Source organism: Bacillus haynesii (assembly GCF_001969855.1).
In the GTDB taxonomy this organism is placed as follows: Bacteria; Bacillota; Bacilli; order Bacillales; family Bacillaceae; genus Bacillus; species Bacillus haynesii.
Genome location: NZ_MRBL01000007.1, coordinates 312,468 through 325,476, shown reverse-complemented (window position 1 = coordinate 325,476; position 13,009 = coordinate 312,468). Strand labels below are relative to the sequence as shown.

Here is a 13,009-nt window from a genome sequence, read left to right as displayed (position 1 = left end):
CCTTCCGTATCCTTTTCTTTTAACATATTTGTAGTAGATGATGGAAGGGAAGGAAAATATGTAGTGATTGACGATGGAATAGCGTTAGAACGAAAAATCAAACGAAAAATATATCAGGAAGACATTCACTCTCTTCAGCTATACGTAAAAGATGTGAATGCCGCCATTGATGAGCTGAGGCAGGAAAGTTCTTCTATTTTAAAAGCACACCAAACGTATATCAACGGATGGCGCGGACAGGCGCGCGAAATGTATGACGCGCTTTTGGACGATCTTGACCGGGCGGAATCGCGCGTGTATGACAGGCTGAGAGCCATTAAAGAGCAGGCGTCCGAAGAAATTGAGCGGCTTCAGCTGAAAGCCGAGGAGCTGACATGACGATCCGGCTGAACATCAATGATCTGCACGCGCTCGCCCGCCAATTTCGCTATTCCCACCAGCGAATCAGCGATTTAATACACCTTTTGAACCGCCATTTTCATGTTCTTTTCTCCAGCGTGAAAACAGCAAGGACATACGGCATCGATCAGGCGCAATCCGAAATGGAACATGAACTCAAAGGATTTTTACACACGCTCGATGATTTGCAGCATCTCCTGCACTTTACAGAAATCCGCATGAAAAAGACCGATCAGATGCTTGCAGAGAAGCTCTTCCACAGCGGCGGGCGTCTGGCGGGCTACCTGCCGATCATGTCTTTTTTGGCTGCCGCCAAATGTTCCTCCGACAGCTACAGACTGACCGCACCGCCGCTGTCTGAACCGCTTGCTCTCATGAAGCAGATCAAACAAAACGGTCTGTCAGGACTATTTACGAAAAAACGAGCCGCAGCATATATTCAGTTTGATGAAGAGGGACAGCAGCAGCTGTGGTCAGCACGCCGCATGATCAGCGGCACAATCGCCGACAACCTTTGCATTCTGGCATATCAGCAAATCGCAAAAGGTCCGCTTTCTCTTACGGGCTTACTTTTCGGAAAAAAAGCGGAAGCAGATGCGGCAGATGTCAAAACCGTTTGTCTTTCAAAAAACAAAACGATTTCCGCTGCCACGCTTCACAGCTTCAGTGCCAAAATATATTCCGGCTAAGAGGCGCAGGCCTTGATAATAGAAAAAGCCTGATTCAACAATCAGGCTTTTTGGCATGCCTACCAGGTGGCATTCTTTGTTTCTACTCTATGTTCACCGTCTCCTTCTCTTTCGATCGTGACGCTTCCATCCTCGGAAACTGTTACAACCGCAAGAGCTGTGTCATGAACATAGCTTGAGTTCCACAGTTCACTGACCGGTCTCTTTTTTAACATATTCAAGAGCATCAAAATAAACACGGAATGGCTGACAATGAGGACATTGCCTTCCCGATGGCGGCGGAGAATGAATTCATACGCCTGGCTGACCCGTCTTTCAAAATCGTAAAAGCTCTCCCCTTCATCAGGCATGTATGTTTCAGGCGCATGAAAATACGCTTCCAGCAAGTCAGGATCGCTTTGTTTGATCTCATCATATGTTTTTCCTTCCCAGTGGCCGATCGAGATTTCTTTTAATCTGTCGTCTGTTATAAAGGGAATGCTGCGGTTCTGCAGCATAGCTCGCGCAGAATCAACGGCCCTGCCGCTTGGACTGGAATATGCAGCTTGGAATTGGACACCTTTCAGCCGTTCGCCGAGGGCATTTGCGTTTGCCAGCCCCAAAGCCGTTAAATTGGAGTCTTCCCAGCCCTGCATTCTTTTTTCTATATTCCATTCCGTCTGACCGTGTCTTGCAATATATAATGTAAGCAAAACATCATCCCCCGTTCATCATACTAGCATTCATTGTATGCGATGTGCGGTTTGAAATCAAACATACTGAATATTCTGATACAAGTTTATTTTGCCGGATTCATCAGCTATAATAAGAAGGCAGGACAACCAAGGAGGATACAGAAATGAATCATGAAACATTTTTACAGCGCGCAATCGACCTTGCGGTGGAGAGCGTGAAAAGCGGCATGGGCGGACCTTTTGGCGCTGTGATTGTCAAAGACGGCCAAATTATCGCCGAGGGAAAAAACAATGTCACAACAAGCAATGATCCAACCGCGCACGCGGAGGTAACAGCTATTCGGCTCGCCTGTGAAGCACTTGGCGATTATCAGCTGAACGACTGCATTCTTTATACAAGCTGTGAACCGTGCCCGATGTGCCTGGGAGCCATCTACTGGGCGAGACCGAAGGAAGTTTACTTCGCCGCACAGCATTCAGATGCCGCATCGGCCGGTTTTGATGACTCTTTTATTTATGAAGAAATCACCAAAACGAAAAGCGAACGGACAATTCCTTTTTATAAAATGGACCTTCAAGCAAAGCTTGAGCCTTTTCTTACGTGGGAAACGACCGATCAAAAAGTGGAATATTAAAAAAAGCTTCCTTCATCAGGAAGCTTTTTCATTTCGAAGCAGACGGCTCATACCATTCAAGCTTTTGATCTTCCGATTCCAAGTCAAGGCTTTCTGCTTTGCCATCCTTTTCAATTTCAAGCCTGACGATTTTCCCTTTCAGTTTTTCAGGTGCTTCGGCGACATCCCTCTCAAAATCGGCTGTTTTCTGATAAGTTTTTTCCCCTGCTTTTGTTTTGATTGTAATGTTTTGCTCCGACTCACTGACAAACGTGGCGATGATTTTTCGGCTGCCGTCTTTCTCCTGCTCATATACGCCATTTTGGTCGGCTTTTGACTGCGGCATAAGCTCGGCTTCTTCCGCTTCTTGCGTTTTTCCATCCACCTCTACCTTCACAAGCTTCCCGATTAAGTCATCATGGTCTTCATCGCTGTGAAAGCGGCTGCTTTTCGGTACAATCAGTTCCCTATCCTTTATTTCGAGCGTGATTTGGTCATCTTCGGCATGAACATACTTGCCTATCAAATCAAAATCTTCTTCAGACCGGATATTTTTGTCAAGAGAATATGTTTTCAAATCAGGCGCTTTCTGTTTGGCCGTATCAGCCGAGGGTTGATTTCCGTTGTTCTCTTTCGCTCCGGTTGCGCATCCTGCAAGGACAAAAGCGAGAGAGAGCACGGTGTATACAAGCGCTTTTTTAAGATATGACATATGCTGCTCCTTTCTAAAAAAGAAAGCAAACAAGCTTTGTTTGCTTTCTCGTTTTCATCTTTGTATTTGAATTATTTTACTTCAAGACTGACATCGATATTTCCTCTCGTCGCTTTTGAATAAGGGCAAAAGTCATGAGCGGCTTCGACCAGCTCTTTCACTTTTTCTTTTTCTACCCCGCCTGATGTGACAATCAGCTTGACGCCGATTTTAAAACCGCCGTCACTCTCATCCTTCAGCAAGCTCACATGCCCTTCGACCTCAGAATCGATGTCAATGCCTTTTTGTTTTGCGACATGCTCCAATGCGCCGCCGAAGCATGCTGCGTATCCCGCCGCAAAGAGCTGTTCAGGATTTGTCCCTGATTCGCCTTCTTTTTTTTCATTTGGCATGACAATGTTGTGGTCCAAAACCCCGTCATCTGATTGGACATGTCCTGATCTTCCGCCTTTTGCCGTGACTTTTGCTGTAAATAATGCAGTCATCCTGATTCCTCCTTACGTTTTTTTCCTCTACTCTTTATATTTCACAAAACGAGTTTTTTAAACATCCGTTTTTGTTTTTTTGGTTTTTCAGCCGAACAATGGGAAAAGAACGCAAAATCTTATACAATAAAAAGGAACATAGAAAAGAGTTGGTGAAACGATGGCAAACGATTTTGAACATATGAGGCTTGACAGACAGCTTTGTTTTCTCCTTTATGCAAGCTCGCGTGAAATGACGAAGCTTTACAAGCCGCTGCTTGATGAACTCAACATTACGTATCCTCAGTACCTCGCACTCCTTTTATTATGGGAACGCGGGGAATTAAGCGTCAAAACAATGGGTAAGCTCCTTTATCTAGATTCCGGCACTCTGACGCCGATGCTGAAGAGAATGGAGCAGCACGGGCTTTTAACAAGAGAGCGGTCACCTGAAGATGAACGGTCTGTGATCGTCAGACTGACAGCAGGCGGCCGGGCACTTCAAGAAAAAGCAAGGAGCATTCCGCAACACATGATCGCCCAGACCGATCTGTCGGCTGGCGAATTGAAGAACTTGAAGCAAACGCTTGAATCCCTTCTTGCTTCATTAACGAAAAAAACAGATGCACTGTAAAGACAGCAAAAAGGCGCCTTCGATATGAAGGCGTCTCTTTTTTAAGAAATCACTTCAAGGTTGACATCAACATTTCCGGAAATTGCTTTTGAATACGGGCAAACGGTATGAGCTTGATGAACGAGTTTTTCGAGCTCCGGCTGTTCTACGCCGGTTCCCTTTACTTGGAGCGTGACACTGAGCTTATAGCCTCCATCTGCTTCATCTTTCAGAAGGCTGACGTTCGCCGTCACCTCTGTCTCCATTCGAAGACGCGCTTTTTGGGCGGTCAATTGCAATGCACTGTCAAAGCATGCCGCGTATCCGGCGGCAAACAGCTGCTCCGGATTGGTGGCATTTTCGTTCTCTTTGGCTTTTGGCGTTCCCGGCATGGCCAGCTCCAGTTCAAGGACTCGGTCAGATGAGGTGACGAGTCCGTCTCTGCCTCCTTTGGCAGTGGCTTGCGAGGTAAATAGCGGTTTCATGATTCCATCGTCTCCTTCAATTTCAATTGTGCACAATTTAATTTTATAAAATTAAATTCGATAATGCAACAAAAAAACATCCCGTCTGCAGTTCAAGACAGGATGTTACACTTTCATACCCGGATTTGTCCGTTTCCTTTAATGATGTATTTAGAAGAAGTCAGCGCTTTAAGGCCCATCGGCCCCCTTGCGTGAAGCTTTTGCGTGCTGATGCCGATTTCGGCGCCGTAGCCGAATTCAAAGCCGTCTGTAAAACGTGTGGAAGCATTGTGGTAAACCGCTGCAGCGTCAACAGACGTTAAGAAAAACCGGGCGTTTTCCTGATTTTCAGTCAGAATCGCTTCCGAATGACGCGTGCCGTACTGTCTGATGTGCCGGATGGCTTCATCGATCCCGGCGACGGTTTTGATGCTGACAACCGGCGCAAGAAATTCGGTTTCCCAGTCTGTCTCGCGAGCCGGTACCGCAGAAGGCAGCATCGTGCATACGGCTTCGTCTCCCCTGATTTCAACGCCTTCTTCTTCAAGTTTTTGAAGCAGCGCTTTCGTATGCTCTTCCGCCCAGTCATTATGGATGAGCACCGTTTCAATCGCATTGCAGACAGAAGGACGCTGCGTTTTGGCATTGATTACAACTTGCTCGGCCATGTCGGGCTTTGCCGATTCATCAATGAATATGTGACAGTTCCCTGCGCCTGTTTCAAGCACAGGCACTGTGGATTCCCGGACCACCATATCGATGAGGTTTTTCCCTCCTCGCGGAATCAGCGCATCCAAGCCGTCGTTTAAAGTGAACAGCTGTTTTGCCGTTTCCCTGCTTGTATCTTCAATGAGCTGAACGGCATCCTGCGGAAGCGCCGAGCGTTCGAGCGCTTCCCTGATCACGCGGACGAGCGCTTTATTGCTGTTGATGGCTGATGAACTCCCCCGCAAGATGACGGCATTTCCCGTTTTCAAACAGAGGGTTGCGGCGTCAACCGTTACATTCGGACGGGCCTCGTAGATCATGCCGACGACTCCGAGCGGCACCCTGACATTTTCAATGAAGAGCCCGTTATCTTTGTGGATCGTTTCAAGCGTTTCCCCCACAGGATCTTCAAGCTTGATGAGCAGCATGACGGCGTCTGCCATATCATTCAGCCTCTCCGGCGTTAAGACAAGGCGGTCAAGCAGCGCAGGCGAAAAGCCTTTTTCTTTGCCGCGGACGATATCTTTCTCGTTTTCTGCTAATATCTCATCTTGCTTAAAGCGGAGCGCCTCAGCGATGAAGGAAAGCGCCTCATTTTTCTTTTCAGTCGGCTGATGAACCAGTTCTTCCTTTGCGACTTTGGCCTTTTTTGCTTTTTCAATCACTTCGCTCATTCTTTCATCCCCTTATTCTTTAATGCTTACCCAATCATTTCGATGGATGACTTCTATCCCTTCTTCATGATGGAACTCATCGCTTCGTTTCCCTTTCACCTCTTCAAGCTCTGCAGCGGAATACAGCGTTTGTCCTTTCCCGGCCAAGCCGTTCGGTCCGTAAACTTCGACAACCGCCCCTTTCGGAAAATCTCCGGATATTTTTGTTACGCCGGCCGGCAGCAAGCTGCCGCCGTTTTCGGTAATCGCCAGCTCCGCCCCCTCATCAACGGTAATCTTCCCCGAGACAGGAGAATGAAAGGCGATCCACTGCCTATGATTGTTGACAGAAGACAGGTCGGATTGGCCGATATAGGTGCCGTCCCCGTTTCCTTTTAAAATCTGAATCAGCTTATCATCTCCCTCTCCGGCGCCTATGAAAACATTGACGCCGAGTGAAAGAGCGGTTTTTGCCGCCAAAAGCTTCGACTTCATTCCGCCCGTTCCGACTTTTGAACCGGCGGAAGCCGCGCAGCCCAAAAGTTCGTCCGTAATTTCGGGAATGTAATCAAAACGGCGGGCATCTGGATGCTCAGCCGGATTCGAGTCATAAAGGCCGTTAATATCCGTTAAAATGATGAGTTTGTCGGCATGAAGCAGTCCGCTCACCAGGGCGGAAAGCATGTCATTGTCCCCAAACGTCAATTCTTCAACAGATACCGAATCATTTTCATTAATAATCGGGACAAGCCCCCGTTCAATCAGTTCCATAATGGTCGCATATGCATTTCGATACCGTTCCCGTTTGACAAAATCGTTTCTCGTCAACAAAATTTGCGCAGGCTTGATATCGTGGTCTGCAAAATGCTCGATGTATGTTTGCATTAACAAGCTCTGGCCGACGGCCGCTGCAGCCTGTTTCCCCTTTAGCGTAACAGGCCTTGCAGGATAGCCGAGCTGTAAAAATCCCGCAGCAACAGCCCCCGACGAAATAAAGATGACTTCGTGGCCTTCTTTTTTCAGAGCAGCTATCGCCCGAACATGGTCATTGATCTTCTCCTCATCGATGCTGCCTTTCGAGTTGGTTAATGAACTGCTTCCGATTTTAATGACAATCCGTTGTTTTTTCACGTTTTTCCCCTCCGAGATGATCTGGCAGAAGCCAATAAAAAAAGCCCTTTTCGTCCAAATAAAAAAGGACGAAAAGAGCTTTCCGCGGTACCACCTTCATTGAATGCGCGAGAAAAAAAGCGCATTCCTCTTTCCCCTTTAACGCCAGGGTATGCGCCCAGGTTTTCCCCCTGAGACTCCGAGGCAGGTTCGGCAGGTTTCATGTGGTGAAATGTTTCAGCATGCCATTTCACTCTCTTTCACAGAAAGAACTGCTTACTGGCCCTCTTCAACGCTCGTGATTTTTTATTATTATGCCTAGGAAAAACGCCTCTGTCAAGAGGCAGATCAAACAATTTAATTGAAGACGATCGTCTTGTTTCCATGCACGATAATCCGGTCTTCCAAGTGCCATTTGACCGCTCTTGCCAAAACGCTTCTCTCAATCGTGCGGCCGATGTTTTTCAATGCTTCCACATTGTCTCTGTGGTCGACCCGTTCGATATCCTGTTCGATGATCGGTCCTTCATCCAATTCGTTTGTCACATAATGCGATGTTGCCCCGATCAGTTTAACGCCTCTTTCATATGCCCGTTTATACGGATTCGCTCCGATAAAAGCCGGCAGGAAGGAGTGGTGAATATTAATGATTTTGTTCGGATGAGCCGAGACAAAATCAGGCGTTAAAATCTGCATGTAGCGGGCGAGAACGATGACATCCGCACGATACTCTTCAAGCCATTCCAGCTGCTGTTTTTCCACTTCCTGACGGATGTCTTTGTTCGCTTTCATGTAAAGGAACGGAATATTCAGCGATTCAACGGTTTCTCTTGCATCTTCATGATTGCTGATCACCGCTGCAATTTCCGCCATCAAATTGCCGCTCTGCCATTCCCATAGAAGTTCATTCAGGCAGTGAAGCTCTTTTGAAACGAAGATAGCGACGCGTTTCAGCTCGCTCGCCAAATTCATGCTCCACGTCATTCGGAAGGACTCCGCCACAGCGGCGAATGTCGCTTTCATCTGTTCAATCTTTTCGCGGATGCCTTCGGCTTCAAACTCAATCCGCAGAAAGAACCGGCCTCCTTCAGGGTCTGTCGTATACTGGCTCGATTCAATAATATTCGCATCGTTTTCAAATAAAAATGAAGAAACGGCGGCGACGATTCCAGGCTGATCCGGACAGCTGACCAGAAGGCGGGCCTTATCGTTATTGATTTCCTGATATTGCGATAACTGCTGTTTCATATATGCATTCATTTTCGTAAAAACCCTCTTTGCTTGTAATTCGTAAACTATCTTTTCATTATACTGGAGTTTATTGAAAAATCAATTTACGAACACCCATTCTCATCAGACTCTAGCTAATCAGTTTCAGCCCGACGGCAGATCCCAAAATGAGCGCGATGAAAAAGATGCGTTTTCCGTCTTTCGGCTCTCCGTAAAACAGGATGCCGATAAGCGCTCCTCCGACCGTGCCGATCCCTGTCCACACTGCGTACGCTGTTCCCATCGGCAGCTTCTCCATTGCAAGGGAAAGCAAGAAAAACGAAGCGGCAAACCCGATAATCAACAAAAAGATCCATCTCAGCCGCTTGTCTTTATGAAACTGGTTCATCATCGTCACGCCGAGCATTTCCAGCAGGCCGGCGGCGATTAGGTAGATCCATTCCATTATGACGCCTCCCCTTTCTCTTCACTTGTTACAAGCTTCAAGCCGATCACGCCGCATAGCAAAACACCGATCAGGGCAAGCTTGGCGATATTTGCCGGTTCATTGAACAAGACGATTTCGCAGACGACCGTTCCCGCCGTGCCGAGACCGGTAAATACGGCATACACGGTTCCGACCGGCAGCTTCTCCCCCGCTTTCACCAGTATATAAAAGCTCATCACGACGGCGGCCGCCGTGCAGATCCATTCAAGAGCCGAATCGGCGTGTTTCAGCCCCATGACCCAGCCAATTTCAAACATGGCTGCAAGTATGACACTGCCCCATCTCATCACAATCCCTCCAATTCATTTTCAGCAAAAGAAAAAACCCGGGCTATCGATGAAAACGATACTCCCGGGCTTTTATCCCTCCGTGTGCATATGAACAAATCATATGTGTTTTCTCTCGGACCAGTCCACATCCGAATGTGCGGAACCCTAGAAAACTTTAACGCTATGAAGTTTGCCAATTAGCATCATACCAAATCATACGAAAAAATCAACTGTTTTGCCTGCGGAACTCTCGTAAGCAGGCCTGAATATGCGCCTGGTGATAGCGGTTATGATCAGACATATGCCAGATCCCCCAGCGGATCGTCGCAAACCCTCCCTCATACGGAACCTTCTTCAGCAAGTCTTTTTCCGAAAAACCTTTAGCGGTGTGTTTCAACATCTCCAGCACCTCTTCATACCACTCGATAAACACGGTCAAAGGGACGCCTTTCACCTCCGGCAAACGTCCGTTTTCATCCGTCATCGGCCCGTATTTCTCTTCCAGCTCTCTTGGAAATTCGCTTTCCTTCAGCCTGTAAACCCAGCGGATATCGACATTGATTAAATGATAGATCAGCTGGGCGATGCTGTTTTTGTCGCCATGCTCACCCTTATATTCCAGCTCCTCCCGGCTGATGCCGGAGACGATTGATTTCAGCCGTTCGATGTTTTCATTGACTGCCGAAAAAAGCATCCCGACTGTCGGCGCCATCTCTTCAACTGGAGATAAATCTTTCAAAAACGGCATGTCTTCACTCCTCCTGTTTAAAGATATTTTTCAACAGCCCTTCATTTTCAGGAGCGAGGAAACTGAACCCATAGTATGCAGCGACAGCCGACGCCGTTGTCCATACTGCAAGACTCCCCGTCATCCACAGCGCCGTTTGTCTGCGCTTGGCCCCAAAGCCCATGCACATAAACGCGGTTAAGTGGGAGCCGATAAAGAAAGGCCCGACGAAAGAAAGGCCCGGGATGCCGTAGGTCAGCCATATTTTTTTCGCCCTGCTTTTCCTTTTTGAGAGCTTATCAGTCTCCGCTTCCCGCTCCCCGCGTCTTCTTTCTAGCCATACCTTCACTTTGTCAATTAAAAAAATAAGCAGCAGTACGGTTAATAGATTTCCGAATAGTGCGATAATAGCGGACGGAACAGGTTTAAGCCCGGCAATGATCGCTAGCGGCACGACACCGATCACTTCAAACCACGGAATCGCAGCCAAAATAAAGACGAGTACATAGCCCCACATCATATTCATATATCGGCCACCTTTCATGCTCTGATCATAAACGTTGCGATCGCCAAAAGGCAAGAGTCTTTACCTTAAAAAATATAATGCTCTTTCGGATTTCATTCATATTGAGCCTTATTTTTGGCACGCTTTGTTTCAATGAACATGACGAGCAGCAGCCCGATATAGGGAATATAAGTTTCTGCCATCATGGCTCCCGCTGAATCCCACTTCATATACTGAAACAAAAAATGCGTTCCGGCTAAAAGCAGCGGCAATATGGACAAGGCTCCAGCTTTCAGCCTGAAAGACAAACATACGATCACAAGAAACGACAGAGCCATAATCAGCCAGCGGCTTCCCCCTTCAAACGAAAGAACCGGTGTCCCGAATTGCCGGTCAATAAAAATAATGGCCAAAATCGGAAAAAACGTCAAAGCGGCGTACATCATCGTATACATGAAGGCCGTTTTCTTCCCTTTAAACGCTGAAATCCGGCCCAAGAGCGGTAACATAGCCGCTGCCAGCAAAATATAAAGCGGATAGCCTGCCAGCGTATAGACAGAATAATCGAGGCTGTCGTTCACGGCATCACTGAATATAAAATAGGATATCGCGCCGATTAAAATAGCAAAGAACAACTTGGCGATCTCTCCCGGCCTTGATGAAAGCTCTTTTGACAGCGCTTGAACATATGACTTGGGAGAATCCCCAAAAATTTGCCGGACGGTTTTTCCGTCCTTTTCCCCTTCCAAGGCATGAACGGTCAGCTCATTCATGATTGCTTCGATTTCTTTGTCGCTTTTTCCTAAAGACATTAAGTACATTCTCATGTCATCCAATACGTTTTGCATGTCCTTTGATAGCACGATTTCACTTCTCCTTCAGTTGTTTTTCGAGCAGTGCATTGACGTTCCCGGATAATGCTTTCCAACGGCCGATGAACGATTGAAGCTCCGCTTCTCCAAGGGGCGTAAGTCTGTAATATTTTCTCTTCGGGCCGCTCGCCGACCGTTTTAGTTCGGTCTCCACCCATTTTTCCTTTTGCATGCGGAGGAGAATCGGATAGATGCTTCCTTCGCTGATATCAGAAAAACCGTATCCCGCAAGCACCTTTGTCATTTCATAGCCGTATATCTCCCCTTCGGATATGACGGCAAGCAGACATCCTTCTAAAATCCCTTTCAGCATTTGCGTTGAACTCATAAGCCACCTCTTTTATGTATCTTGCAATACAAGATACACGAATCATAACATATGGTATTTTGCATTGCAAGATACCCGAACAAAAAAAGCGGACATCCCATGTCCGCTTTGCGTATATTACTTCAGTTTTCCTGCGCCTGCCTGCGCTTCAACGATTGCCGGCACATCTTCTGCGTCGTCGATTTTCTCAAACAGCGTCGGCTTCCAGCCCGCCGATTTTTTAATAGACGCATTGTTTGCTTTGTTGTATGTGCTGACAACATCGATTTTTGCGACGCTTTTTTGGTTGTTTACGATTGTATCTTTTTCATATAAAGCGTCACCTTTAAAGACTTTCATCAGTTTTTGAGGCTTTGTTCCTTCCGGCAGATCGAAGTAGTTGTCCTCCGCATAAATTTTTGAAGAATAGCCTACGCCCCATGAATAATTGTAGCTGTTTTTCGTGCTTTTAAAATAGTTGTTGTAGATGTGCACTTTTCCGTAGCGGACACGCGGAGCCCGCTCTTTAATATTTTCGTAGAGGTTATGGTGGAATGTCACCCTTAAATGTCCATTGTCTGCTTTGTAGCTGTCGCTTGATCCGATAATCGTGTTTTTAGAGTGTCCTGAAAATATGCTGTAGGATACTGTAATAAAATCCGACTGCTTTTTGATGTCCAGCAGTCCGTCATGATGCTGGAATTCGCGGCCGAAATACGTTTCGGTCAGTTCATCAGGCTGATCTCCGTCATTGAATGAGCAGTGGTCGATCCAAATATATTTAGACGCTTCGATCAACAGGTTGTCATATTCTGAATTCCAGTTTCCGCTGCTTCCGTCGGTCGGGTCCCAGCCAGGGAAGAAATCGTACGCGTTTTTGAATTCGATATTGCGAATAATGACGTTTTCCGCGTTTTTGACATAAAAGCCTCCGCCGACGATTTTCGCATCATCTCCGAGCCCGATAATCGTCGTGTTCGAACCGACTCTGATCAAGACGCGTTCCTTCTGATTGTCTTTCGAGCGGAGCCTTGCCTCTTCAAGCTTTCCTGACGGCTCTTTTTTTCCCCATTTTTTCGGATCATATGTTTTGAGATACGCTTTGATTGAATATTCAGGGTCTTTATAATCTTCATAGCCTAAAGGGTTGTTGTCATCATCAACACTAAGATTGATTGTTCCCTTTACATAGATGATCTTCGGCGTATCATTTTCGCTGTTCTTTTTATTGTTTCCCCCTAATGCCTCAACAAGCTGCTTGCGGTTTTTGACCGTATATACTTGATCAGAAGAAGCGTCAGCGCCTCCGGTCGTTCCTTTTCCGTAAGCGCCCCAGCCGTCTTTTGAGCCGAGGACGTCGCGTCCGTAGTCTGCCGCTTCGATTGGCACAGAAGTGCCGAGCAGCAGCAGGGCACCCAAAATCATTACACTAAAAAACCTTTTCATCAATTGCACCTACCATCAAAATTTTTCACAAAAACTAATATATGCTATAAAAATACAGAAAACAAC

The 13,009-nt window shown here is 46.8% G+C and carries 18 protein-coding genes, 1 riboswitch and 1 other annotated feature; of the genes, 4 read left to right on the top strand and 14 right to left on the bottom strand.

From position 1 onward, the window contains the following. Positions 1–63: 63 nt before the first annotated feature. Positions 64–378: a hypothetical protein gene (locus tag BTA31_RS08545; protein ID WP_043925383.1), complete on the top strand. Its 315-nt coding sequence runs from the start codon at positions 64–66 to the stop codon at positions 376–378. After that, the gene (locus tag BTA31_RS08540; protein ID WP_076790804.1) at positions 375–1,088 is read left to right on the top strand and encodes a hypothetical protein; all 714 of its coding nucleotides are present in this window, start codon (positions 375–377) and stop codon (positions 1,086–1,088) included. The genes BTA31_RS08545 and BTA31_RS08540 overlap by 4 nt, the downstream gene beginning before the upstream one ends. A 59-nt stretch (positions 1,089–1,147) precedes the next feature. Here BTA31_RS08540 and BTA31_RS08535 read toward each other — a convergent pair whose 3' ends face one another. Continuing rightward, entirely contained in the window at positions 1,148–1,780 is a 633-nt protein-coding gene (locus BTA31_RS08535; RefSeq protein WP_076790801.1) for a histidine phosphatase family protein, read from the bottom strand. Positions 1,781–1,926: 146 nt separating this feature from the next. Between BTA31_RS08535 and guaD the strand changes: the two genes are divergently transcribed. Further along, positions 1,927–2,397, top strand: a complete 471-nt coding sequence (guaD, locus tag BTA31_RS08530) for a guanine deaminase (protein WP_076790799.1) — start codon at positions 1,927–1,929, stop codon at positions 2,395–2,397. 28 nt (positions 2,398–2,425) lie between these two features. Here guaD and BTA31_RS08525 read toward each other — a convergent pair whose 3' ends face one another. Next, complete coding sequence (locus BTA31_RS08525) at positions 2,426–3,088, bottom strand: hypothetical protein (protein WP_076790797.1); 663 nt, start codon at positions 3,086–3,088, stop codon at positions 2,426–2,428. Between the two features lie 71 nt (positions 3,089–3,159). Further along, entirely contained in the window at positions 3,160–3,573 is a 414-nt protein-coding gene (ohrB, locus tag BTA31_RS08520; RefSeq protein WP_076790795.1) for an organic hydroperoxide resistance protein OhrB, read from the bottom strand. A gap of 160 nt (positions 3,574–3,733) precedes the next feature. On the opposite strand from ohrB, the gene BTA31_RS08515 reads away from it, so the two are divergent. Next, positions 3,734–4,186 carry a MarR family winged helix-turn-helix transcriptional regulator gene (locus BTA31_RS08515; protein ID WP_076790792.1) on the top strand — a complete coding sequence of 151 codons (453 nt, stop codon included), beginning with the start codon at positions 3,734–3,736 and terminating at the stop codon, positions 4,184–4,186. Between the two features lie 41 nt (positions 4,187–4,227). Here the strand turns inward: BTA31_RS08515 and BTA31_RS08510 are convergent, their stop codons facing one another. From BTA31_RS08510 to BTA31_RS08460, 11 genes are all read right to left on the bottom strand, one after another. Then, positions 4,228–4,650 (bottom strand): organic hydroperoxide resistance protein, encoded by a 423-nt coding sequence (locus BTA31_RS08510; protein WP_082247135.1) that lies wholly within the window; start codon positions 4,648–4,650, stop codon positions 4,228–4,230. Positions 4,651–4,763: 113 nt separating this feature from the next. After that, positions 4,764–6,011 (bottom strand): glutamate-5-semialdehyde dehydrogenase, encoded by a 1,248-nt coding sequence (locus tag BTA31_RS08505; RefSeq protein ID WP_076790790.1) that lies wholly within the window; start codon positions 6,009–6,011, stop codon positions 4,764–4,766. A 12-nt stretch (positions 6,012–6,023) separates the two neighbouring features. Beyond that, the gene (gene proB, locus BTA31_RS08500) at positions 6,024–7,121 is read right to left on the bottom strand and encodes a glutamate 5-kinase (RefSeq protein ID WP_076790923.1); all 1,098 of its coding nucleotides are present in this window, start codon (positions 7,119–7,121) and stop codon (positions 6,024–6,026) included. 61 nt (positions 7,122–7,182) lie between these two features. Continuing rightward, positions 7,183–7,402: a binding site (T-box leader), on the bottom strand. A gap of 55 nt (positions 7,403–7,457) precedes the next feature. Then, positions 7,458–8,360, bottom strand: coding sequence for a formyltetrahydrofolate deformylase (gene purU, locus BTA31_RS08495; protein ID WP_076790787.1), 903 nt, complete (start codon positions 8,358–8,360; stop codon positions 7,458–7,460). A gap of 100 nt (positions 8,361–8,460) precedes the next feature. After that, entirely contained in the window at positions 8,461–8,775 is a 315-nt protein-coding gene (locus BTA31_RS08490) for a DMT family transporter (RefSeq protein ID WP_076790785.1), read from the bottom strand. Further along, the gene (locus BTA31_RS08485) at positions 8,775–9,104 is read right to left on the bottom strand and encodes a DMT family transporter (RefSeq protein ID WP_043925343.1); all 330 of its coding nucleotides are present in this window, start codon (positions 9,102–9,104) and stop codon (positions 8,775–8,777) included. The genes BTA31_RS08490 and BTA31_RS08485 overlap by 1 nt, the downstream gene beginning before the upstream one ends. A 59-nt stretch (positions 9,105–9,163) precedes the next feature. Further along, positions 9,164–9,266, bottom strand: a riboswitch (guanidine-I (ykkC/yxkD leader). A gap of 46 nt (positions 9,267–9,312) precedes the next feature. Then, positions 9,313–9,834, bottom strand: a complete 522-nt coding sequence (locus BTA31_RS08480) for a DinB family protein (protein WP_076790782.1) — start codon at positions 9,832–9,834, stop codon at positions 9,313–9,315. Positions 9,835–9,838: 4 nt separating this feature from the next. Beyond that, complete coding sequence (locus tag BTA31_RS08475) at positions 9,839–10,339, bottom strand: small multi-drug export protein (RefSeq protein WP_076790780.1); 501 nt, start codon at positions 10,337–10,339, stop codon at positions 9,839–9,841. Between the two features lie 92 nt (positions 10,340–10,431). Then, positions 10,432–11,181: a DUF1129 domain-containing protein gene (locus BTA31_RS08470; protein ID WP_076790777.1), complete on the bottom strand. Its 750-nt coding sequence runs from the start codon at positions 11,179–11,181 to the stop codon at positions 10,432–10,434. Positions 11,182–11,185: 4 nt separating this feature from the next. Further along, the gene (locus BTA31_RS08465; RefSeq protein WP_076790774.1) at positions 11,186–11,518 is read right to left on the bottom strand and encodes a PadR family transcriptional regulator; all 333 of its coding nucleotides are present in this window, start codon (positions 11,516–11,518) and stop codon (positions 11,186–11,188) included. Between the two features lie 117 nt (positions 11,519–11,635). Beyond that, on the bottom strand, positions 11,636–12,943 hold the full coding sequence (locus tag BTA31_RS08460) for a pectate lyase family protein (protein WP_076790772.1): 1,308 nt from the start codon (positions 12,941–12,943) through the stop codon (positions 11,636–11,638). Positions 12,944–13,009 lie beyond the last annotated feature (66 nt).

Coding starts and splice junctions, on each gene's coding strand:
- BTA31_RS08540 (WP_076790804.1), top strand. CDS start 375: ATGACGATCCGGCTGAACATCAATGATCTGCACGCGCTCGCCCGCCAA.
- guaD (WP_076790799.1), top strand. CDS start 1,927: ATGAATCATGAAACATTTTTACAGCGCGCAATCGACCTTGCGGTGGAG.
- BTA31_RS08525 (WP_076790797.1), bottom strand. CDS start 3,088: ATGTCATATCTTAAAAAAGCGCTTGTATACACCGTGCTCTCTCTCGCT.
- ohrB (WP_076790795.1), bottom strand. CDS start 3,573: ATGACTGCATTATTTACAGCAAAAGTCACGGCAAAAGGCGGAAGATCA.
- BTA31_RS08515 (WP_076790792.1), top strand. CDS start 3,734: ATGGCAAACGATTTTGAACATATGAGGCTTGACAGACAGCTTTGTTTT.
- BTA31_RS08510 (WP_082247135.1), bottom strand. CDS start 4,650: ATGAAACCGCTATTTACCTCGCAAGCCACTGCCAAAGGAGGCAGAGAC.
- BTA31_RS08505 (WP_076790790.1), bottom strand. CDS start 6,011: ATGAGCGAAGTGATTGAAAAAGCAAAAAAGGCCAAAGTCGCAAAGGAA.
- purU (WP_076790787.1), bottom strand. CDS start 8,360: ATGAATGCATATATGAAACAGCAGTTATCGCAATATCAGGAAATCAAT.
- BTA31_RS08490 (WP_076790785.1), bottom strand. CDS start 8,775: ATGGAATGGATCTACCTAATCGCCGCCGGCCTGCTGGAAATGCTCGGC.
- BTA31_RS08485 (WP_043925343.1), bottom strand. CDS start 9,104: ATGAGATGGGGCAGTGTCATACTTGCAGCCATGTTTGAAATTGGCTGG.
- BTA31_RS08480 (WP_076790782.1), bottom strand. CDS start 9,834: ATGCCGTTTTTGAAAGATTTATCTCCAGTTGAAGAGATGGCGCCGACA.
- BTA31_RS08475 (WP_076790780.1), bottom strand. CDS start 10,339: ATGAATATGATGTGGGGCTATGTACTCGTCTTTATTTTGGCTGCGATT.
- BTA31_RS08465 (WP_076790774.1), bottom strand. CDS start 11,518: ATGAGTTCAACGCAAATGCTGAAAGGGATTTTAGAAGGATGTCTGCTT.
- BTA31_RS08460 (WP_076790772.1), bottom strand. CDS start 12,943: ATGAAAAGGTTTTTTAGTGTAATGATTTTGGGTGCCCTGCTGCTGCTC.